The 21,280-nt window shown below is 63.6% G+C and carries 17 protein-coding genes; 4 read left to right on the top strand and 13 right to left on the bottom strand.

What is annotated here, in order from left to right:
- Positions 1-68: 68 nt before the first annotated feature.
- From ACSQ3O_RS19100 to ACSQ3O_RS19085, 4 genes are all read right to left on the bottom strand, one after another.
- On the bottom strand, positions 69-2,069 hold the full coding sequence (locus ACSQ3O_RS19100; protein WP_436140082.1) for a hypothetical protein: 2,001 nt from the start codon (positions 2,067-2,069) through the stop codon (positions 69-71).
- 344 nt (positions 2,070-2,413) lie between these two features.
- Entirely contained in the window at positions 2,414-4,645 is a 2,232-nt protein-coding gene (locus tag ACSQ3O_RS19095) for a hypothetical protein (RefSeq protein WP_436140081.1), read from the bottom strand.
- Positions 4,646-5,060: 415 nt separating this feature from the next.
- A complete protein-coding gene (locus ACSQ3O_RS19090; RefSeq protein ID WP_436140080.1) occupies positions 5,061-7,304 on the bottom strand; it encodes a hypothetical protein in 2,244 nt (747 codons plus the stop codon).
- Between the two features lie 224 nt (positions 7,305-7,528).
- Positions 7,529-7,819 (bottom strand): hypothetical protein, encoded by a 291-nt coding sequence (locus tag ACSQ3O_RS19085; protein ID WP_436140079.1) that lies wholly within the window; start codon positions 7,817-7,819, stop codon positions 7,529-7,531.
- A 518-nt stretch (positions 7,820-8,337) separates the two neighbouring features.
- Between ACSQ3O_RS19085 and ACSQ3O_RS19080 the strand changes: the two genes are divergently transcribed.
- On the top strand, positions 8,338-8,571 hold the full coding sequence (locus ACSQ3O_RS19080; RefSeq protein ID WP_436140078.1) for a hypothetical protein: 234 nt from the start codon (positions 8,338-8,340) through the stop codon (positions 8,569-8,571).
- 36 nt (positions 8,572-8,607) lie between these two features.
- Here the strand turns inward: ACSQ3O_RS19080 and ACSQ3O_RS19075 are convergent, their stop codons facing one another.
- The 9 genes from ACSQ3O_RS19075 to ACSQ3O_RS19035 all read right to left on the bottom strand — a co-directional run bounded on the left by ACSQ3O_RS19075 (position 8,608) and on the right by ACSQ3O_RS19035 (position 17,862).
- Positions 8,608-9,585, bottom strand: coding sequence for a threo-3-hydroxy-L-aspartate ammonia-lyase (locus ACSQ3O_RS19075; protein WP_436140077.1), 978 nt, complete (start codon positions 9,583-9,585; stop codon positions 8,608-8,610).
- A gap of 63 nt (positions 9,586-9,648) precedes the next feature.
- Positions 9,649-9,825 (bottom strand): hypothetical protein, encoded by a 177-nt coding sequence (locus ACSQ3O_RS19070; RefSeq protein WP_298454384.1) that lies wholly within the window; start codon positions 9,823-9,825, stop codon positions 9,649-9,651.
- 326 nt (positions 9,826-10,151) lie between these two features.
- Positions 10,152-12,392: a hypothetical protein gene (locus tag ACSQ3O_RS19065; protein ID WP_436140076.1), complete on the bottom strand. Its 2,241-nt coding sequence runs from the start codon at positions 12,390-12,392 to the stop codon at positions 10,152-10,154.
- Positions 12,393-12,617: 225 nt separating this feature from the next.
- Positions 12,618-13,436: a zinc-dependent peptidase gene (locus tag ACSQ3O_RS19060; RefSeq protein ID WP_436140075.1), complete on the bottom strand. Its 819-nt coding sequence runs from the start codon at positions 13,434-13,436 to the stop codon at positions 12,618-12,620.
- Between the two features lie 49 nt (positions 13,437-13,485).
- Positions 13,486-14,262 (bottom strand): UDP-2,3-diacylglucosamine diphosphatase, encoded by a 777-nt coding sequence (locus tag ACSQ3O_RS19055; RefSeq protein WP_436140074.1) that lies wholly within the window; start codon positions 14,260-14,262, stop codon positions 13,486-13,488.
- A 36-nt stretch (positions 14,263-14,298) separates the two neighbouring features.
- A complete protein-coding gene (locus ACSQ3O_RS19050; RefSeq protein ID WP_137745663.1) occupies positions 14,299-14,826 on the bottom strand; it encodes a peptidylprolyl isomerase in 528 nt (175 codons plus the stop codon).
- A gap of 22 nt (positions 14,827-14,848) precedes the next feature.
- Positions 14,849-15,430: a peptidylprolyl isomerase gene (locus tag ACSQ3O_RS19045; RefSeq protein ID WP_436140073.1), complete on the bottom strand. Its 582-nt coding sequence runs from the start codon at positions 15,428-15,430 to the stop codon at positions 14,849-14,851.
- Entirely contained in the window at positions 15,427-16,716 is a 1,290-nt protein-coding gene (locus tag ACSQ3O_RS19040; protein WP_137745661.1) for a L,D-transpeptidase family protein, read from the bottom strand. Before ACSQ3O_RS19040 ends, ACSQ3O_RS19045 begins: the two co-directional genes overlap by 4 nt.
- A 75-nt stretch (positions 16,717-16,791) precedes the next feature.
- Positions 16,792-17,862: a L,D-transpeptidase Cds6 family protein gene (locus ACSQ3O_RS19035; RefSeq protein ID WP_137745660.1), complete on the bottom strand. Its 1,071-nt coding sequence runs from the start codon at positions 17,860-17,862 to the stop codon at positions 16,792-16,794.
- 226 nt (positions 17,863-18,088) lie between these two features.
- Here ACSQ3O_RS19035 and cysS point away from each other — a divergent pair, with 226 nt between their 5' ends.
- The 3 genes from cysS (at position 18,089) to ACSQ3O_RS19020 (ending at position 21,267) form a co-directional block, all read left to right on the top strand.
- Positions 18,089-19,468, top strand: a complete 1,380-nt coding sequence (cysS, locus tag ACSQ3O_RS19030) for a cysteine--tRNA ligase (protein WP_436140072.1) — start codon at positions 18,089-18,091, stop codon at positions 19,466-19,468.
- Positions 19,469-19,515: 47 nt separating this feature from the next.
- The gene (locus ACSQ3O_RS19025; protein WP_436140071.1) at positions 19,516-20,190 is read left to right on the top strand and encodes a DNA-3-methyladenine glycosylase family protein; all 675 of its coding nucleotides are present in this window, start codon (positions 19,516-19,518) and stop codon (positions 20,188-20,190) included.
- A 99-nt stretch (positions 20,191-20,289) separates the two neighbouring features.
- A complete protein-coding gene (locus tag ACSQ3O_RS19020; protein ID WP_137745658.1) occupies positions 20,290-21,267 on the top strand; it encodes an acetyl-CoA carboxylase carboxyltransferase subunit alpha in 978 nt (325 codons plus the stop codon).
- The last annotated feature ends 13 nt before the right edge of the window (positions 21,268-21,280 follow it).

Raw genomic sequence — 21,280 nt, 5'->3', positions numbered from 1 at the left:
ACAAAAAAGCCCCCGTACGCCATGCCATCGCGCGGCGTCCGGGGGCTTTTGGCCATATGCCTCTTCCGTCAGGGGAGCTTGACCTGCAGCACCGCGTTCGGGACGGTGATGTACATCATCGAATCGCGTATGGCAATGCCCGCTGGGCTGTTAATCATGCCAGGCAGATCACCCGCCGCAAATCCTTGGCGCCACGCCTGCCCCACGGGGGTGGTGACTCGACCATCCGGCGCAATTTTGCGGATGACATGGTTGATGGGGTCGGAGACATACACGTTGCCCTTGCCGTCCGCCGCGATACTGGCTCTCAAGTCGGTGGACACAATGGGTGTTTGATCAACAGTGAACGCGGCGCTTGTTCCAGAGCCGTCTGAATATCCCGGTGCGGCAGCGGGATTGCCAGCCAGAGTACTCACCAGCCCGGATGGTGTGATCTTGCGGATGGTAGGGCCGACCTTGTACTTGTGATGGAACAGACCATCCACTACGTAGATGTTGCCGGCAGCATCAGTGGTCATATTGCCCAGCCCCGCAAACCTTGCGGCCGTGCCTTGTCCGTCCAGGTGCCCCGTTGTTTCTGCACTGCCAGCAAACAGTGTGAGTTCTCCTTTGGTGTCGATCTTGAAGATGGCGCCACCATATGTGGACACGTAGACATTGCCAATGCTGTCGGCGGCAATACTGCTTATGCTCTTCCAAAGGATGCTGGTCGGATTGTTCAGGAACGGAGTGAGGTCCGCCAGGACCACGACTTCGCAGTTCCTCATCTTGAGCACGCGTTGGCCCACGATTGAGTACAGATTGCCTGCCCCATCGGTTGCCAGGGGGCCGTAGTAGTTGGACAACATTTCTACACTCAGACCCGAGACGGCAGTGCAGTGTCCATCTGGTTTGCCCAGCGTGCGCACCAGACCGTCAGCTTGCACTGTACGGATGGTGCTATAGCCGTTGTCGCCTTTATCACGCACATACAGCGCGCCGGCTGGGTTGAAGGCCAGTGATCCGGGCGTGTCGAAGCGCGCGCTGCTGCCTTGGCCATCGTTTGCGCCTTCTGCTGTCGGTCGACCCACGACCACGGTGGATGCACCCTGCTGCGTGTAGCTACGCAATTGCGCGTACCTGGCGACTGTGAGGGGGCGTGTGCCGATTTCGTTCACGAGGAATTGGCCGTCGGCCTTGACCACCATCTGAGTTGCAGTACACAAGGTGCCGGGAGTATTGCGGGTGCTGCAGGACTGGGCGCGAACCAAGGTCGTGACGCTTCCGTCGCTGCCAATCCTGCGGATTGCGGGTTGGTACTCGATGCGGTCCAGAACAAAGAGGCGATCCGAAGAGTCGAATGCGATAGCGCGTAGCTCGGAGAACTGTGCAGTACCAGCTCCTCCGTCTGTGCCGCCTTGGTTGCGAGGTCCCACGGTGCCAGACAACACCGTGGCTTGGCCATCTGCTGCGTACTTCCGAATCACATGGTCGTTCGGGTCAGCTACGTGGAGGGTTCCGGTTGAATCTACGGCCAAGTGCACAGGGTTGAAGACGTCGAACGTCACAGGGCCAGAAATGCCTACCGAAGTGGGGTAGAGGCTAGCCTTGCTGGTGAGCGTGCTGACTTCGCCTGAAGGGGTAATCTTGCGAATGGGGTTTGCCAGCGATGAATGCGATGTTTCTTCTAGTTTTACTTCCGACACATACACGTTGCCTGCTTTGTCCACAGCAATGCCCGTAGGCCTGCAGAAGGTGGCAGCGTTGCCTGCACCATCCTGGTTCCCGCAAACGCTGACTTTGCCCGCCAGGGTGGTCACTGTTCCCGATGCACTGATCTTGCGCACCAAGTGGTTCCAGGTATCGGCCACATAGGTGTTGCCTGCCGCATCCACAGCGACTGCGTTTGGTTTGTAGAACCTTGCAGAAGAACCGTCGCCGTTTGAGTAGTTTTGGGATTGGCTGCCGAGGTGCACCCCGACCCCACCGCCAGCCAAGGTGCTGAGTTGCTCGTGGTTAGCACTGAGTTTGCGGATCTGGTTATTGTCGATGTCTGCTATGACCACCTCGCCCGCACTGGTCAGTGCCATTCCACCCAAATTGGTGCTCAAGCGCGCCAAGGTGCTGGTAGGCCCATCCTGATTGCCAGCCCCGTCGGTATTGCCCGCAAGAAGTGACAGTGCGGTCGTTGGCGTGGGTGCGGGTGGAGGGGGCGCAGGCGTCTCAGCCGAGCCGCCAGAACCGCCCCCGCAAGCAGTGACCATGGGGACAACCAATGCGGCCAGTAGGCTGATACGTCGCAGTCGTTCGTTGGATGCAATGTCAGACATGAAACTCCCTGAGATGAATGGTGGTTGCGACGGAGTGTGCGTTGAGGTCTGGAATGGCTTTGCAGCCCACTGCGTCCGACGGCTTTTTGCCGGTATCCCTTGTGTCAGGGAAGCTTGACCTGAATCACCGCATTCGGAACGGTGATGTACATCATCGAACCACGGACTGCAATGCCGGCCGGGCGGTTGATGATGCCGGGCAGATCGCCTGCCGCAAACCCGTAGCGCCATGCTTGGCCCACGGGCGTGCTGACCTGTCCGTTGACCGCAATCTTGCGGATCACGCTGTTGGCGAAATCACTGACGTATACGTTGCCCTGGTTGTCCACCGCGATGCTGGCGGTTGTCGCCGTTCCATAGGAGTCCTCGCTCACCGTGAAAAACGCGGCCGTTCCAGCGCCATCTGCATAGCCGGGTTTCGCGTTGGGGTTGCCTGCCAGGGTGCTGACCAGCCCCGACGGCGTGATCTTACGGATGGTGGGCCCCACCTTGTTGACCGAGTAGTACAAGCCATCAACCACATAGACATTGCCCGCAGCATCGATGGTCATGTTGCCCAAAGTCGAGAATCGTGCTGCTGCACCCTGTCCATCCGCGTGCCCAGCCGTACCCACAGCGCCTGCGAAAAGTGCAATTTCTCCCTTGGTATTGATTTTGAAAATGGCACCATTGAGGGTAGACACATAGACGTTGCCTGTGCTGTCAGCCGTAATACCTGATGCGCTGCTGAGGAAGGAGGCGGGGCCTGTGCCCAACAGCGGTTTGATGTCCGCGAAGAGCATGGCCTGGCAATTCGACATCTTGAGGATCTGTACGCCTTGGTTGACGTAGATGGTGTACAAGTTCCCTGCACCGTCGGCGGCAAGTCCACGCCCTCCGAAAATAAACTCTCCCGCCATGCCGGTGACTGCGGTGTAATGTCCGTCGGGTTTACCGAGGGTACGTACCAAGCCATCGGCCTGGACCGTCCGAATGGCTGAGTTGCTGTTGTCGCGCACATACAGCGAACCCGAAGGGTTGAAGGCCAGCGCTCCTGGATTGTTGAAGCGCGCGCTACCGCCCTGCCCATCGTCAGTACCCTCGGCTGAAGCCACACCGGCGACCGCGGTGGATACGCCCTGGGGGGTATAGCTGCGCAGTTGCGCGTACGTGTAGAGACCTCTGTAAGAGCCATATTCTGCGACGAGGAAGTCGCCATCGGCCTTCACGATCAATTGAGTGGCAGTGCACAGCGACCCCGGTTGACCCGCATTGATACCGCCGCAAGACTGTGCACGCATGAGAGTTTTTGCGGTTCCATCTTTATCGACCCGCCGGATGGCAGGATATCCGGAATCATCGGGAACAAGAAGGACCAGGCGATCTTCAGCATCGAATGCAATGGCTTGGAAGTACCGGAACTTTGTGGAAGAGGCCGCGCCGTCGGTATCGCCTTCATTGTTCTCATACGGCGTGCCTGACACGAGGGCGCCCTGACCGTCTGCCGCGTATTTGCGGATCACATTGTCGTTGGGGTCTGCGGCATGGAGCGTTCCTGCCGAGTCAATGGCCAGGCGCACGGGGTAGTAGGTGCTGACTGGTCGAAGGGTGAAGGGCGATATCGACGTATGGGGGTACACACTGGCTTTGTTGGTCAATGTGGTCACTTCCCCGGTTGGGGTGATCTTGCGGATCGGGTTGGCGACAATGTCTCCTGATACTTGCTCACGCTTGATCTCCGAGACATACACGTTGCCCCCCTTGTCCACGGCAACGCTGCCGGGGCTGCACAGGGTGGCATCACTGCCCGAGCCATCTTGATTGCCACAGACCCCCACTTTGCCGGCCAGTGTTGTGACTGTTCCTGACGTACTGATCTTGCGAACCAGATGGTTCTGGGTATCCGCGACATAGGTGTTCCCGGCTGCATCCACGGCGACAGCTTTGGGGCCATAGAACCGTGCGGCGCCAATGTTGCCGTCGGCGTAGTTGGATGGGACGCCTGAAGGTACGGGACCTCCGCCACCTGCCAGGGTACTGACTTGCTCTTGGTTGGCGCTGAGCTTGCGGATAAGGTTGCTGTCCGCGATGACTATTTCGCCCGAGCTGGTTGCGGCCATCCCACCCAGAAGGCTGAAGCGAGCGGTGGTGAGTGCTGCCCCGTCCTGATTGCCAGTGCCGTTGGTGTTGCCGGCAAGGAGGGACTGGGCGGTTGTCGGAACTGGCTCCGGGGCTGGAGTGGCGGGAGTCTCGGCCGAGCCGCCAGAGCCGCCTCCGCAAGCAGTGACCATGGGGACGACCAATGCGGCCAGCAGGCTGATACGTCGCAGTCGTTCGTTGGATGCAATGTCTGACATGAAACTCCCTGGGATGAGTGGTGGTTGTGCACGAGCGTGGCGCAACGAGTCTATGGGGCGTGTATGACTACCGCCAAGTAACTGTTGGTTACGGCGAGGCATTGGGGCTTGGGATCCTCATCGTGAAGCCCTGCGCTGTGCGCATCAGCGGACGCGGGCCGAGCGTCACCCGTTGACGCGAAAGGCTCCTCCCCAAAACCTCGCGATCATCGCTATTCACTGGACGCGTGCTGCGGCCGAGACAGTGCGGACGTTCGTGCCCGTAGGGCACCGCCGCATCACCCATCGGGAGCACAAGGGATTCGGCTGAAGTGACGAGCGGGGGTGTTGAGGGCGCGGCTTTGTTGTGGCGACGCCGGTCGCTTCGGTGGCACAGGCCCTGCTTCCTACTGATGGCGTGGCTCCTGCAGTGGCTTCAAGGTAGCTTGACTGCGGCCACCGCGTCGGACGTGGTGACATAGAGCATGGCGCCATATGCCGCAATGCCTACGGGCCGGTTGACCATGCCGGGCAAATCACCGGGTGCAAAACCGTAGCGAGCCCGCTGCCCTACCAGCGTGCTGACATTGCCATCTGCGGCCGCGATTTTTCGCACCACGCTATGAACCGGGTCGGTGAGGTACACGTTTCCTTGGTTGTCTACCGTCAGGCGGGCACTTTGCCCTGAACGAGCGAAGCCGGGCTGAGATACCGTCAAGCGTGCCGCGGCACGAGGCCCGTCCACCAGTCCCGGTGCTTCGGTTGCGGTACCTGCGATGGTGCTGACCAGGCCAGCGGGCGTGATCTTGCGCACGGTAGGGCCGGCGCTGTTCCCGTAGCCCATGCCATCGATGACGTACAGGTTTCCGTTGGTGTCGATGGCCATGTCGCCGAGTCCGGAAAACCGGGCGGTGCTTCCTTGCCCATCCGCATGCCCCTGAGCGCGCAGGGTTCCCGCAAACACTGTGGGCTCGCCCGTGAGGGGGATCTTGATGATGGTACTTCCTGATGCCATTGCAGCGTACATGTTGCCAACGCTGTCCACTGCCATGCCGACGATGGTGTCGTTGGCTTGTGTCAGCGGATTGTTCACCAGCGCAGCGAGATCTGCCACCACGTTGACATCGCCTGTTGGTGTCGTTTTGACGATGCGAGTGTCAACGGGCACGTAGAGGTTTTCGGCGCCGTCTACCGCCAGGGTTTGGAGGCCGCAGAAAATCACCTCGGAAACTTTGCCACCCGAGGAGGCGCAGCGGTGGCCCTGTGATGCCCCCAGGGTGCGGGTGGCGCCGGCGGGCGAAACGGCGCGAATCACCTTGTTGCCACTGTCTGCCACATAGAGCGTGCCAGACTTGCCCACCGCAAGCGCTACCGGCATGTAGAACCGCGCTGCCGTGCCCGTGCCATCGGTGGAGCCGGCACCAGTCTGCGAGCCCGCCGCCACGCTGGAAGAGACTCCGTCGGGAGTGAGTCGGCGGATAAGCGCGTATTGTTGAACCGCACTGCCCGTCACGGCTGGCGACTCGTTCACCAGAAAATTGCCAGAAGCATCAATTGCGAGGTCCTGAGCCCAGCACAAAGATTGCGCTGATGGGTCGCTGCAGGAGATAGGGCCTACGACCGTGGACACTGCACCATCGCTTTCGATGCGGCGTATCCGCTTGCCGCCTATGCCGGTGTCCAGCACATAGACCCGGTTTTGCCTGTCCAGGGCAATGGCGTCCATGCTTCCGAACTTGGCGTCTGCCGCGGGTCCATCGGCATAGCCATAGTCATCATTGCCTTCGGGCACTCTGCCAGACAGGACACTCTCCTGGCCCTGCGGGGTGAATTTACGCACCACATGGTCGTTGGGGTCGGCTGCGTAAAGGGTGCCAGAGGCGTCGGTGGCCAGCCGAACGGGTTGGTAAAAATAGATGTATGCACCTGCTGAAAAATGGATCCGGCTGGGTCTCTGACTTGCCTTGGGGGTCACCGTGCTGACTGCTCCAGCCGCCGTGATTTTTCGGATGGGATTGCCGGTGTCGCCATTGAGACCCATACGGTCAGAGACGTACACGTTGCCGGATCCGTCCACGGCGATGCTGCCGGGCCTGCAGAAGCTTGCCGCAGCACCGGAGCCATCGGTATTTCCGCACACCCCTGGCTGCCCTGCCAGGGTAGTCGTGTTCCCTGCGGGGTCGATCTTGCGCACGACATGGTTGTCGGTGTCTGCTACGTAGATGTTGCCTGCTGTATCCACGGCCACCGCTTGTGGGGCCTTGAATTTGGCGGTGGCACCTGCTCCGTCGGCATGGTTTGCCGCCGGCGTCGCAATGGGGCTCTTGGGCAACACATCGCCGCCCCCAGCCAGAGTGCTGACCTGTCCAGCACCGGACAGCTTGCGGATGGCATTGTTGCCAGCATCTGCAATCACCAGATCACCATTGGGCGCAACAGCCAGCCCACGGACCCAGAGGCTGAAGCGGGCTGCGGAGGCGGGCCCATCCTGGTTGCCCGGGCTGTCTGCATTGCCAGCGAACAGGGACAGCGCAGTCAGGGGAGCTGGTGTCGGCGCTGGTGCTGGCGGCGTCTCAGCCGAACCGCCAGAGCCCCCTCCGCAGGCGGTGACCATCGGGGCAACGAGTGCGGCCAGCAGGCTGATGCGTCGCAGTCGTTCATTGAATGCAGTGCTTGACATGAATCTCCCTCGGAACGGTGTTGGTTGTTGCGCATGACGCATGATGCATGACGCATGAATCAATGAGTTTATGTAGGCGACATGTGTTTTTACTGAGTGGTAACTCACTGTTACCGTGCACAAAGATACGCGCACCGACATGCTCCGCCTGCATCACCACAGCCCGCGTGTCGGCGCATTCCAGTACGGCCTGGCAAGGCGGCGGGGCACCTGCCGCAGCGGGTTCAAGAAGCCTCGTCGGGCACCATGCCCGGCACAAGCACTCCCAACACTTCGCGCGCCTGCCGATTGGCTGCTTCATCTGGCCACAGGGCAACGGCATCGGTGGAGGCACCCGCACTGACATTTGCACCGGGGTGCTGGCCCAGCAGATGTCCGCCTTGCAACAGCGCCAGGACGTGGACCATGGCCCAGTACGCGTGGCCCAGTGCGTGCGGGTCGCCTGCGCGGAATCTACCGTCTTGCTGGCCCTCTGCCACCGGGGTCTGCAGGTCATTGAACAGATCGGCCGCCACGGCGCACGGGCGCGGCGCGTTGTGGCCCGGGCTGCCGCACCGAACACACGGACCAGTTGCTGAGGATGCTGGCGCTCAAACTGTACACAGGCCAGGTCGCGGGCCATCAGGTGCATGGTCTGCCGTTTAATACTTGATAGCACTGGGTGCGGCCTTTGCTGCAGCCTGTGTTCATTTTGTGGGCGCTGTATTGCTTGGGTGTCTGGGTGGAGTTTGGAAGACGAGCTGTGGCCGCCGGTGGGAAAGGTGGGCGCCAGGGCCGTTTTTCCATGTCGGGCGATTCTGGATGCAGCGCGGTGAATTCAATGCTGGTATGACCTGATTGCTATATATTAAATAGCTAATAAGACAATGTGGATGCGCGGAGAAGGCCATTTTGGTTCTAACTTTTGCCTCTATGCACTTGAGCCTTCCGGCTACCGTGCGACCCCACCAGCCTCCCCTAGGGTCGAACACATTGCCCACCCTGTAGCCGCTTCCTAGAATGGTTTGTAACCGAGCAACTGCCGGAGGGCACCATGGCACATGTCAGCTGGGACCACAACCCGCCTACCACCTGGACCGCGATGGTGGACGGGCAAGCGATCTGCTCCGTCAAGCGCAAAGACATTGGGGGGTGGACTGCCTCCTGGGAGGACGAGCGCCTGTGGCCCGTGCCGGCCCATCTGCCCAAGGCCATGCCCCAGCCGATGCGGTTTTTCAGCAGCCTGGAAGAGGCCCAGGCTGCGGTGGAGCAGGCGCTTTCGGCGTGACAGTGTTTTAAATTGCGCGGGCCGGGTTGCCGCCCGTCACCCTGCCAGTAACGCGCAAAACCGGGCCAGGTCCACGTTGCCACCGCTGATGAGCACGCCCACGCGCTGGCCCTTGAGTTCGCGCTGCATGGCCCGCGCGGCGGCGAACCCCAGGCAGCCGGTGGGCTCCACCACCAGCTTCATGCGCTCGGCAAAAAAGCGCATGGCATCCACCAGCTGTTCGTCCGTCACCGTGAGGATGTCGTCCACATCGCGCTGGATGATGGGGAAGGTGATGTTGCCCAGGTGCTGTGTTTGCGCGCCGTCGGCAATGGTGGTGGGGGTGTCGATGTGCACGATGGCGCCGCTGCGGAACGACTGTTGTCCATCGTTGCCCGCAGCGGGTTCCACGCCGTAAAGCTTGGTCTGGGGCGACAGCGCGCGCGTGGCCAGAGCCGAGCCCGACAGCAGCCCGCCGCCGCCCAGGCAGACAAAAAATGCATCGAGCGGGCCGACCTCCTCGAACAGCTCTTTGGCGGCCGTGCCCTGGCCGGCCAGCACGTCAGCATGGTCGTACGGCGGAATCAGCGTGAGGCCATTCTGCTGCGCCAGGTCGCGGGTGATCTGCTCGCGGTCCTGGGTGTAGCGGTCGTAGAACAACACGGTGGCTCCATAGCCCTGTGTGGCCGCCACCTTGGCAGCGGGCGCGTCCTGCGGCATGACGATGGTGGCCGGGATGCCCAGTTCGCGCGCGGCCAGCGCAATGCCCTGTGCGTGGTTGCCCGACGAGAACGCGACCACCCCGGCCTTGCGCTGCGCAGGGCTGAATTTTGCGAGCGCGTTGTAGGCCCCACGGAACTTGAATGCGCCCATGCGCTGCAGGTTCTCGCACTTGAAGAACACCTGGGAACCAAACTCTTCGTTGATGGTGCGCGAGGTGAGCACCGGCGTGCGGTGTGCAATGCCTGCAATGCGGCCAGCAGCGGCCACAACGTCGTCGTAGGTGGGAAGGTGCGTGGGGGCGATGGGAGTCATGGATCGTGGGTGTCAGGGCGAGCGAAGAAAGCGAAGGCACAAGGGTCAGCGGCACCTCGCACGTCACGGCAGCTTCACGGCCGCCACGGCGTTCGACGTGGAGAGGTACAGCATAGCGCCGTGCACGGCGATGCCCGTGGGTTCGTCGATCGGGCCCGGCGGCGGGTCCGCCGCCAAGCCCTTGTTCCAGTGCTGGCCCACCAGCACGCTCACTTGGCCGTCGGCGCCGATATGGTGCACTGCGCGGTTGCCCCTCGGTAGTGCCGGCCAGCAGCGCCAGGGGCGTGGCGGTTGGATGCAGTGGCGGCGGGGCGGGCATCAACACTCGCCCTCTCCCACCGCACGAGACCAGCACAGACGCGGCCAGTGAGGCTCAGAGAGTGCGGGACAGCCGACTGCGGTTGGAAATGGCTGAACCGCGCATGGGGGCGTAGCTCAGGAAAAACGATGCATGAATGGGGCGCCGCCGCCGGTCGGCGTGCGGCGGTGCACGAAGCATGGCCGTGGCGCCGCGACCGCAGCACGCTCGGAGGGGCCGCCGCGCTCCGCGGCCGGGCGCGCATGCATCAGGGCAACTGCACCTGCACCACGGCGTTGGACACCGAGAGGTACATCATGTGGTCGCGCACGGCGATGCCGCGTGGGCGGTCGATGAGGCCCGGTAGGTCGCCCGCCACAAAGCCGTACTTCCAGGCCTGACCCGCGACCGTGCTGACCTGGCCGTCGATGCCGATCTTGCGTACCACACTGGTAAAGGGATCGGTGACATAGACGTTGCCCCGGTTATCCGCTGCGAGGCTGGCCGTCTGCGCAGGCCAGGTTGGGCCCTGCTGGACGGTAAAGCGGGCGGCAGTGGCAGGACCATCCGCGTAGCCGGGGATCGCACCAGGGTTGCCCGCCAGCGTGGTGACCGCGCCTGACGGCGTGATCTTGCGAATGGTTGGCCCCACCTTGTTGGTGTCGTAGCCCAGGCCGTCGATCACATACAGGTTGCCTGCGGCATCGGTGGTCATATGGCCCAGCGCCGAGAACTGCGCTGCGGCGCCTTGCCCGTCCACATGGCCCACGGTGCCCACGCTGCCGGCAAACAGGGTGACTTCGCCCTTAGTGTCAATCTTGAAGATGGCACCCTTGAGGCTTGCGACGTACACGTTGCCAGCGTTGTCTGCCGCGATGCCGGACGCCACGCCGAGGAAAGCCGTTGGCACCTTGTCCAGCCATGGCGCCAGGTCGGCCAAAAGCACGGCCTGGCAGTTGGCGGTCTTCAGGACGCGCGCGCCGTCGATGGTGTAGAGGTTGCCCGCGCCATCGGTGGCCAGGGGCGCCCAGAAGCTGGACAGCACCTGCGCACCAAGGCCGGTGATCGCCGTGCAGTGGCCGTCGGGCTTGCCCAGTGTGCGAACGAGGCCGTCGGCCTGCACGGTGCGGATATTGCGGTTGCCCTCGTCACGCACGTACAGCGTGCCTGCGGGGTTCAAGGCCAGGGAGCCCGGCGTGTCAAAGCGCGCACTGCCGCCCTGGCCGTCGCTCGCGCCCTCGGCAGAGCGGATGCCCGCCACCACCGTGGAGCTGCCCTGAGGCGTGTAGCTGCGCAACTGCGCATACCTGACCGTACCGATACCGGCACCATTGGGGCTCATCCCGGTTTCGGCGACCAGGAACCTGCCGTCGGGTGTGACGGTCATCTGGTCCGCAGTGCACAGCGTGCCTGGCCCAGCCCCGCTGCCGTCGCCGGCGTAGTTGCAGTTGTTGGCGCGAACGAGGGTGGTCACGCTTCCGTCGCTACCAATCTGGCGAATGGCAGAACGTGCATACCAATCCAGCACGAATAGGCGGTTCGTGGCGTCGAATGCAATCGCCTTCAGATCACTGAACTTTGCCACTGACGCGGCGCCGTCCGTGTCGCCCTTGTTGTCGCGGGCCACCACGCCAGAAACGACGGTGGCCTGCCCGTCACTGGCGTACTTGCGGATCACGTGGTCGTTCGGATCCGCTGCGTAGAGAACGCCCGTCGAATCCGTGGCAAGCAGAACCGGGCGGTAGAACTCGACAGGCGGGCCGGAAATGAAGGCTGACGATGGGTTCTGGCTGGCCTTGCTGGTCAGCGTGGTCACCTCACCCGTGGGTGCAATCTTGCGGATGGGGTTGGCCACTGAATTGGTGGTGGATTCCCTGACTTCGGCCACATACACGTTGCCTGCCTTGTCTACGGCAACGCTGGCGGGGCGGCAAAAGCTCGCAGCGCTGCCCGTGCCATCCTCGTTGCCGCAAACGCCCACCTTGCCCGCCAAGGTGGTCACTGCACCAGCTGGGCTGATCTTGCGCACCAGATGGTTATCGGTGTCGGCCACGTAGGCGTTCCCGGCCGCATCCACGGCAACGCCCATGGGCCGGTAGAACCGCGCTGCTGTACCAGCGCCATCGGCATGGTAGGAGGGCACATTGAAAACGTAGCGATTGCCGTCCCCCGCCAGGGTGGTGAGCTGTGACTTATCGGCGCTGAGCTTGCGAACCTGGTTGTGCCCGCCGTCGAGGATGATGACCTCGCCCGCGCTGGTCACCGCCATCCCGCCCATGTAGGTGCTCAGCCGGGCGGTGGCGGGCGTGGCGCCATCCTGGTTGCCTGCGCCATCGGTGTTGCCCGCCAGCAGCGACAGGGCGGTGGTGGGTGCCGGCGGCGGCGGCGGTGGGGCTGCGGGGTCGGACGAGCCGCCTGAGCCGCCACCACAGGCGCTGAGCAAGATGCTGGTGAGTGCGCTGAGCGCGCTAAGGTGTCGCAGTCGCGCTGCGGAGGTCGTACCTGCCATGGAGTCTCCTTGGGGGCCGCACGGCAAAACGCCTGGGCGGTGCACGTGCATCCGCTGCGGACCAACAGGTTCTTTTATATAGCCATCGGCAGGCGCCGCACTGTCATTGGGCGGTCGAATATGTTTCAAATAGATGCAAACGCGTGCGCCGCAACTGAACCCGCGCACTGCGAGCGCAGGCTTTCGCTGCGTGCGGCTTGACACCACAGGGCAGACCTGCGGGGGCTAACGAGGTGCGTAAAAGGCGTCCAGCACTGGCATGAGCCCGGGGAACTCCAGCGCAAAGCGCGCCCGGTTCACAAAATAGGCTTCGCAGGCCACAGCAAAAAATTCGGAGGATGAGGTGGCTCCGTACGCATCGAGCCAGGGCACAGGTGCGCCGAAACGCTCCGCCTTGATCACCGCTTCGCGGAAGTCCTGGTAGGCGGGTTCCCAGGCGTTCCACCAGGCTTCATACGCCGCACGGCCGGTGCGTGCGCCCATAAAGCCGGCAGGCAGGGGCGGGCAGCCATTCGGCTCGCCGCTTTTCATGTCGAGCTTGTGCACAAACTCGTGCACCACCACGTTGTGGCCGCGCGCGGTGTTTTCGGTGGCGTTGGCCACATGCTCCCAGCTCAGCATGATGGGGCCGCGCTCCATGGCTTCGCCCAGCAGCACCTGGGTGTGTTCATGCACCACGCCGGCTTCGTCCACGGTCTTGCGGCGGGCCACGGCTTCGCCGGGGTGGAGCACGATGCCGACAAAATCGTCGTACCAGGCGAGGGCCTTAGTGGGGTCGCCCCAATGCAGCAGGGGCAGGCAGGCCTGGGCCGCAATGTCGATGGCCATGGCGTCGGTCACCACCAGGCCGTGGGCACCGTGGAATTGTTTGTGGTGCAAAAACAGGGCACTGAGCGCTCGCAGCTTGGACTGGTCGTGCAGCGACAGTGCCGCCAGAAACGGGTAGCGCTGCAGCGTTTGCAGCCACAGCGTGGCTGAGATGTCGGGAACAGGGGCCACGGTGGAGCGCACTTGGCGCCAGAGCCGGTTGAGGAAAGGGGGCATGGCGATCAGGCAGCAAGGCGGTCAGGCCCCGCGCAGTTCAGGATCGCATCTACGTGGGGGCCAGTGCCACCCGTTCCAAGCCCGCGCCGGACAAACGCAGTGTTTCCACGCGGGGGGGCAATGCAGCAGCATCCCAGTCGCTGAGCACCACACGCTGCAAGCCTGGGGCGAGTGGGTGGCTGGCGGGCTTGTGGGTGTGACCGTGGACCAGGGTGTGGGCGCCCGCAGCCCGCAGCCAGGCGATGGCGGCGGGGCCATCCACATCGGCATAGCTGGCGCCGGATTGTTTTTTGGCTTCGCTCTCCTGGCGGATGCCACGCGCCTGTGCGCGGCGCGCGGCCAGGGGCTGGGCTAGAAACTGCTGCTGCCATTCGGCGCTGCGCGCCTGGACCCGAAAACGCTGGTACTCCACATCGTCCAGGCACAGCAGGTCTCCATGGCTGAGCACGAAGCGTTGGCCGCCAAATGCCAGCACGGTGGGGTCGGCCAGGCCGGTGATGCCGCAATGCGCCAGGAATGCCGGGCCCGCGAGGAAGTCGCGGTTGCCGTGCATGAAGTACACCGGCAGGCGCTGCGCGGCGGCCTGCAGGGTGGCGCAGCATGTGGCCTCGAAGCTGCCGGGCTCCTGCAGGGCGTCATCACCCACCCACACCTCGAACAGGTCGCCCAGGATGAAGAGCGCGTCGGCCTCTGTGGTCCGCAGGTAGTGCTGCCAAACCGCCACGGTGGCGGGCTCGCTGGCCTGCAGATGCAGGTCCGAAATGAATTCGACCGTGCGCCAGTGCGATGGTGCGGCAAGCTCCTCGAACGGGGGCACGGTCGTCAACGGGGCAGCAGTCAAGGCCCGAACCAGGCTGTGGATTTACAGGGCCACGGCCTTGTCAATGACCACGGCGTCAAAAGGCACGTCATCGTGGTAGCCCTTGCGCGTGGTGCGCACGGCCTTGATGGCGTCCACCACGTCCTGGCCCTTCACGACCTTGCCGAACACGGCATAGCCCCAGCCTTGTGCGGTGGGGGAGGTGTGGTTCAGGAAGGCGTTGTCCACCGTGTTGATGAAGAACTGGGCCGTGGCGCTGTGGGGGTCGCCAGTGCGGGCCATGGCCAGGGTGTACTTGTCGTTCTTCAGGCCGTTCTTGGCTTCGTTCTCGATCGGAGCCTGGGTTTCCTTTTGCTTCATGTCGGCCGTCATGCCGCCGCCCTGGACCATGAAGTTCTTGATCACGCGGTGGAACACGGTGCCGCTGTAGAAGCCGCTGTTCACATAGCTCAGGAAGTTGGCCGTGGACTTGGGGGCGTTCACGGCGTCCAGTTCGATGGTGATCACGCCCTGGGTGGCGGTTTCAGCCACGTTGATGGTCACGTGGAGTTCGACTTGTGGATTGCTCATTGCAGTGCTTTCTTCAAAAAATTCACTTCACCACGGTGGCGGAAGTGATGGTGACGGGGGTGGTGGGCACGTTCTGGTGTGGGCCCTTGTTGCCGGTGGCCACGGCTTTGATCTTGTCTACCACGGCGGTGCCTTCGACCACCTTGCCGAACACGGCATAGCCGTGGCCGTCGGGGCTGGGGGCGTTGAGCATGGCGTTGTCCTTCACGTTGATGAAGAACTGGGAGGTGGCCGAGTCGGGGTTGCCCGTGCGGGCCATGGCGATGGTGTAGGTGTCGTTCTTGAGGCCGTTCTTGGCTTCGAGTGCGATGGGGGCCTTGGTGGACTTTTGCTGCATGTCGGCCGTGAAGCCGCCTCCCTGGATCATGAAGCCGTCGATCACGCGGTGGAACACCGTGCCGTCGTAGTGCTTGCTGTTCACGTAGGCCAGGAAGTTCTCGACCGTCTTGGGCGCCTTGGCGGCGTCGAGCTGCACCACGATGTCACCCATCGACGTGGCCAGCTTGACCTTGGGGGCATCTTGCGCCTGGACAGGTGCTACCGAAAAAATAGCTGCCAGGGCAATGCTGGCAAGCGCAAGGGTCGAATTTCTTCTGGAAATCATCCAATCACTCCTTCGAAAAATATCTGCCAATGTTGGCCGCGCCGCGTCCAGTACTGGCGCTTTGTGGGGCCGGTGCGGGCGCCTTCGGCGACTTCGCCGAACGTTACCACCATGGTGTCGGCCGAGTCTGTCCAGCGCAGGTAAGACTTGTCCTTGAGCTGGAGTTCCCGGCCCTTGAGCGCGCGTGCCTCGGCCTGCAGCACCTGGCTCCATTCGTCCAGGGGCTTCTTGCGGTAGCTCTGGAAGTTGGGGGCATAAAAGCTCAGCAGGCGCTTCATGTCGCCCTCGGTCTTGGCTGTGCGCCAGGCATTGAGCACGGCTTCGAACGACTTGCGTTCGGCCGCCACGCTGTGGGGTTGCACCCACTGCAGCTGGCGTGCAATGACCACGGGTGTGGAGCGTGTCTCCACGGTGCGCAGGATGCGTTCCAGGTCGGGGTTGGCCAGCACCAGGCAGCCATCGGTGGCCAGCGGCGCACGTGAAAACTGGTCGGGTGGCGTGCCATGCAGCCAGATGCCGCTGCCTGTCTTGCCCCGGCTCTGGTCCAGGGGGTTGGGGTAGTTGATGGGCAGGGCGCCCGCGCCGTAGAAATCCTTGAGCGTGGCGGGATCCAGGCGGCTGGTGATGAAGTACACCCCGAGTGGCGTGCGCTGATCGCCCTCCACCTCTTTTTCGATGCCGAGCTTGCCCACAGAGGCGTAGTAGTCGGCCACCAGCTGCAGGCCCTTGGGGGTGTTCTCGAACAGGTAAAGGCGCGAGCGTGAGGCGTCCACCGCGATGGCGTGGCGCGAACGGGGCGATAGCTCCAGGAACTGGGCTGGAATGCTGTTGTCAGGCGGGCGGCTGCGCTGCGCGTCCACCCGCTGGCGGGATTCGGTGCGCAGCTCGGTGAGCGTGGCGGCAGCCTGAATGCTGCGGGCTGAGTCGGGTTCGGGTGCCACGTCGCCCAGGTGGCGGATGGGGCGCGTGCGTGACATCAGCAAATCGCCCACGGCCAGTTGCGCCAGCTGGAAGTTGGGGTAGTCGCGCGCCAGGCTTTCGGCCTGCGCCAGGGCTTCGCGGCCCCGGCCTTCGCCCACAAGCTTGTACACCGCCATCAGGCGGGCCTCGGCCTGGCCGTCGCGCAGGGCTTCTGCCGAGACAGGCGGCGCTGCGGAGGGAGCCGCACGCCGCCTCTTCTTTTCCTTATCGCCCTGGGACATGGCGGGGGAGGCCAGCAAAAGGCCCGCCAGGCACAGGACGACGGTAGCCGCCAGGCGGCCTGGTGCGGACAAAGGCACAGACATGCGCGGCATCAGGATCGGGTCAGGGCAAAAAAAAAGCCCGCGCAAGAGGCGCAGGCGCCGCGTCGGGGTTCACGGTCAACCGCCTGTGGATTCGCGAACGATGGTCCAGCGGCCGTTGCTGTTCACCAGATCCAGGGTCTTGCGGCTGGTCACGTTGAGTGCATCGGCACTGTAGGCCTGGCGAAAGCGGGCCGTCGCCTTGTCGCCCTGGACCGACACGGCGATGTCGGACAGCTTCACGCTGATCTTGGACTTGCCCACGATGCGCGCTTCACGCTCTTTTTCCCAGGCAGAGCGGTTCTGGTTGCCTGGTGGGTCAAAGGACTTGTCGTAGGCACCCAGGTAGCTCTTCATGTCCTTGGCGGCCCAGGCGGCGGCCCAGGCCTGCACGGCGGCCGTGACGGCCTGGGTGGATGCGTCGCTGGCGGCGGCAGGGGCTGGGGCCGGTGCGGGCGTGGGGGCCGGTGCCGCAGCAGCCGGCGCGGCGGCTGGTGCTGGCGCAGGCGCGGCAGCCACTGCGGGGGCGGGTGCTGCAGGCGCTGCGGCCGGTGCGGGGCGCTGGGTGGTCACCACGGCGGGGGTAGGGGCTGCCGCCGCAGGGCGGCCGGACTTGCTGGCCGCATCGGCAGAGAACAACTCGCGGATCAGGGCCAGTTTGGGTTTGACCGAGTTGGCGCTGGTGGCATCGAGCTGCAAGGCCTTGTTGTAGGCCTGGCTGGCCAGCTTGGCGTAGATGTCGCCCAGGTTTTCGTGCGCGGTGGCGTAGCTGGGGTTGGTGCGGATCGCCATTTCCAGCGCTGTGCGGGCCTTGTCCAGCTGGTTCTGGTTGGCGTAGAGCACGGCCAGGTTGTTGTAGGGTTCGGGCAGCTCGGGGTACTCTTCCGTCAGCTTGGTGAAGGTGGTGATGGCCTCGCCCTGCTTGCCGCTGTCGGCCTGCGCCACGCCACGCAGGAAGCGCAATTGGGGGTCGCGCGGGGTGGCGGCCAGACGCTGATCGGCCTTGACCAGGGCTTCGGCGGCCTTGCCGGTTTTCAGCAACTGTGTGATGTCGGAGTAGTCCTCGGCATGGGCCACGCCAGCGCCCAGCAGCGCGGTCAGCGCCACCAGGCGCAGGAGTTGTGGAAGGGTGCGGAGGACTGGCTTCATGGGGATTCCGGGGTGTTGGGCAGCGGCCCGCCGGGGCGGGGGGCTTATACTGCGGCGGATTGTAGCTGAGGGGGTTGTCATGACGGAACGCTGTTGCCGCGGGTGATTTCACTGGAGGCCCCTTGCCGGGCCAACCCCCGCTAAGGGCTCTGAAAACCTGTTCCAGACCCTTTGCTGCCGGGTGAATCTCTTCACCCAACCACCTCTTCCCCGTGACTGAAATCCCATGAGTTTGCGCATCTACAACACGCTGTCGCGTGCATTGGAGGACTTTTCCCCGCTCGAACCTGGCCATGTGCGCATGTATGTGTGCGGCATGACCATCTATGACCTGTGCCACATCGGCCACGCCCGCATGATGATGGCGTTTGATGTGGTGCAGCGCTGGCTCAAAAGCAGCGGTTACCGCGTCACCTATGTGCGCAACATCACTGACATCGACGACAAGATCATCAAACGCGCGCTGGAGCGGGGTATCACCATCCGCCAGCTCACTGACGAGATGATTGCCGCGATGCACCAGGACATCGGCCTGCTGGGCATCGAGCCACCCACCGTGGAACCGCGCGCGACCGAATACGTGCCCCAGATGCTCTCGCTCATCGGCCAGCTGGAAGGCAAGGGCCTTGCCTACCGCGCGGGCAACGGCGACGTGAACTACTCGGTGCGCAAGTTCGACGGCTACGGCAAGCTTTCGGGCAAGTCGCTGGACGAGCTGCGCGCCGGCGAGCGCGTGGCGGTGCTTGATGGCAAGGAAGACCCGCTCGACTTCGTGCTGTGGAAAGCCTCCAAGCCCGAGGAGCCGCCCGAGGCCAAGTGGGACAGCGCTTTCGGCTCGGGCCGCCCTGGCTGGCACATCGAGTGCTCGGCCATGTGCGGTGCGACGCTGGGCGAGACCTTTGACATCCACGGTGGCGGTGCGGATCTGCAGTTCCCCCACCACGAAAACGAGATTGCCCAGAGTGAAGGCGCCACCGGCAAGCCCCTGGCGAAGTTCTGGGTGCACAACGGCTTCGTGCGCGTGGACAACGAGAAGATGTCCAAGAGCCTGGGCAACTTCTTCACCATCCGCGACGTGCTCAAGAGCTACGACGCGGAGACGCTGCGTTTCTTCATGGTGCGCGCCCACTACCGCAGCGCGCTGAACTACAGCGATGCCCACCTGGACGATGCGCGCCAGGCCTTGAAGCGCCTGTACACGGCGCTGAGCCTGGTAGCCCCCGCTGAAGTGGCGGCCATCGACTGGAGCAACCCCTACGCCGCCCGCTTCAAGGCCGCCATGGACGAGGACTTCGGCACGCCCGAGGCCGTGGCCGTGCTGTTCGAGCTGGCGGGCGAGGTCAACAAGACCCGCTCGGCCGAGCTGGCAGGGCTGCTCAAGGCCCTGGGCGGTTGCCTGGGGGTTCTGCAAGGCGACCCCAAGGCTTTCCTGCAAGCTGGCGCTGGCGTGAACGAGGCCGACATCCAGGCGCAGATTGCCGCTCGTGCCGCTGCCAAGGCCGCCAAGGACTTTGCCGAGGCCGACCGCATCCGCCAGGCGCTGCTGGCGCAAGGCATCGTACTCAAGGACTCGGCAGCGGGCACGACATGGGAAGCTGCCCAGTGAGCCGTTGTTTGATGCAAAAAATGCCGCTGCGGCGCATGGGGTAAGCCGTGGCAGCTTCTAAAAAGATAGCAGGCGACGCTGTGGCGCCGCCGCTGGTGCTGGCCACGCCCGACTACTGGGCCGAGGCCTGCAAGCACCTGGTGAAAAAAGACCGGGTGATGAAGCGCCTGATCCCGCAGTTTGGCGACGCCGCGCTGCAGACCAAGGGCGACCCGTTCATCACGTTGGCGCGTTCCATCGTGGGCCAGCAGGTCTCGGTGGCGGCGGCCCAGGCTGTGTGGGAGCGTCTGGTGGCGCTGCTGCCGCGCGGCATGAAGCCGGCCAGCGTGCTCAAGCTCAAGATCGACGACATGCGCGCCGCAGGCCTGTCCGCCCGCAAGGTGGACTACCTGGTGGACCTGGCCATGCACTTCGAGAGCGGCAAGCTCCACGTGAAGGACTGGGCGGCGATGGACGACGAGGCCATCATTGCCGAGCTGGTGGCCATCCGGGGCATTGGCCGCTGGACGGCCGAGATGTTTTTGATCTTCTATTTGATGCGGCCCAATGTATTGCCGCTGGACGATCCGGGGTTGATCACCGGCATCAGCCAGAATTACTTCTCGGGTGACCCGGTGAGCCGCAGCGACGCCCGCGAAGTGGCTGAGGCCTGGAAACCCTGGTGCAGTGTGGCGACTTGGTATATTTGGCGGTCGCTTGACCCGCAGCCGGTTGCTTACTGACGCCCTCTGACGCGTTTGACAAAAAATCGTTAACCGTCGGTTACAGTGCGTGCCATTCATCGTGGCAGCCGCCCGGCGCGAGCCCCAAGGAGAACAACGTTGGCGAAAAAGACCTTTCTGGATTTCGAGCAGCCCATCGCAGAGCTGGAATCCAAAATTGAAGAACTGCGCTACGTGCAGACCGAGAGCGCCGTCGATATCTCGGAAGAGATCGACCAGCTCAGCAAGAAGAGCCAGCAGCTCACCAAGGACATCTACAGCGAGCTGAGTCCCTGGCAGATCACCAAGATTGCCCGCCACCCCGAGCGCCCCTACACGCTCGACTACGTGCGCGACATCTTCACCGACTTTGTGGAGCTGCACGGCGACCGCCACTATGCGGACGACCAGTCCATCGTGGGCGGCCTGGCGCGCTTCAATGGCCATGCCTGCATGGTCATCGGCCACCAGAAGGGCCGTGACACGAAGGAGCGCGCCATGCGCAACTTCGGCATGAGCAAGCCCGAGGGTTACCGCAAGGCCCTGCGCCTCATGAAGACGGCCGAGAAGTTCAAGCTGCCTGTGTTCACGTTTGTAGACACGCCCGGCGCCTATCCCGGCATCGACGCCGAGGAGCGTGGCCAGTCCGAGGCCATCGGCCGCAACATTTTCGAGATGGCGCAGCTCGAAGTGCCCATCATCACCACCATTATTGGCGAAGGCGGCTCGGGCGGCGCGCTGGCCATCAGCGTGGCTGATCAGGTCGTGATGCTGCAGTACGCCATCTACTCCGTGATCAGCCCCGAAGGCTGCGCGTCCATCCTCTGGAAAACCAGTGACAAGGCCCAGGAGGCCGCCGACGCGCTGGGCATCACAGCCCACCGCCTGAAGGCCCTGGGCCTGGTGGACAAGATCGTGAGCGAGCCCGTGGGCGGCGCCCACCGCGACCACAAGCAGATGGCCGCCTTCCTCAAGCGCGCGCTGGGCGACGCCTTCCGTCAGGTGGCTGACCTCAAGACCAAAGACCTGCTGGACCGCCGCTACGAACGCCTGCAAAGCTACGGCCGCTTCGGCGACACCAAGGCCGACAGCCGCTGAGATGGCACAGGGC

It is taken from the genome of Acidovorax sp. LjRoot74 (assembly GCF_964254355.1).
GTDB lineage: Bacteria > Pseudomonadota > Gammaproteobacteria > Burkholderiales > Burkholderiaceae_C > Acidovorax.
The sequence above is the reverse complement of the archived record's forward strand: the minus strand, read 5'-3'. Positions and strand labels throughout refer to the sequence as shown.

Coding starts and splice junctions, on each gene's coding strand:
- ACSQ3O_RS19050 (WP_137745663.1), bottom strand. CDS start 14,826: ATGAGCAATCCACAAGTCGAACTCCACGTGACCATCAACGTGGCTGAA.
- ACSQ3O_RS19080 (WP_436140078.1), top strand. CDS start 8,338: ATGGCACATGTCAGCTGGGACCACAACCCGCCTACCACCTGGACCGCG.
- ACSQ3O_RS19040 (WP_137745661.1), bottom strand. CDS start 16,716: ATGTCTGTGCCTTTGTCCGCACCAGGCCGCCTGGCGGCTACCGTCGTC.
- ACSQ3O_RS19065 (WP_436140076.1), bottom strand. CDS start 12,392: ATGGCAGGTACGACCTCCGCAGCGCGACTGCGACACCTTAGCGCGCTC.
- ACSQ3O_RS19035 (WP_137745660.1), bottom strand. CDS start 17,862: ATGAAGCCAGTCCTCCGCACCCTTCCACAACTCCTGCGCCTGGTGGCG.
- ACSQ3O_RS19100 (WP_436140082.1), bottom strand. CDS start 2,069: ATGGCACTGACCAGTGCGGGCGAGGTGGTCATAGCAGACATCGACAAT.
- ACSQ3O_RS19060 (WP_436140075.1), bottom strand. CDS start 13,436: ATGCCCCCTTTCCTCAACCGGCTCTGGCGCCAAGTGCGCTCCACCGTG.
- ACSQ3O_RS19095 (WP_436140081.1), bottom strand. CDS start 4,645: ATGTCAGACATTGCATCCAACGAACGACTGCGACGTATCAGCCTGCTG.
- ACSQ3O_RS19090 (WP_436140080.1), bottom strand. CDS start 7,304: ATGTCAAGCACTGCATTCAATGAACGACTGCGACGCATCAGCCTGCTG.
- ACSQ3O_RS19075 (WP_436140077.1), bottom strand. CDS start 9,585: ATGACTCCCATCGCCCCCACGCACCTTCCCACCTACGACGACGTTGTG.
- ACSQ3O_RS19045 (WP_436140073.1), bottom strand. CDS start 15,430: ATGATTTCCAGAAGAAATTCGACCCTTGCGCTTGCCAGCATTGCCCTG.
- cysS (WP_436140072.1), top strand. CDS start 18,089: ATGAGTTTGCGCATCTACAACACGCTGTCGCGTGCATTGGAGGACTTT.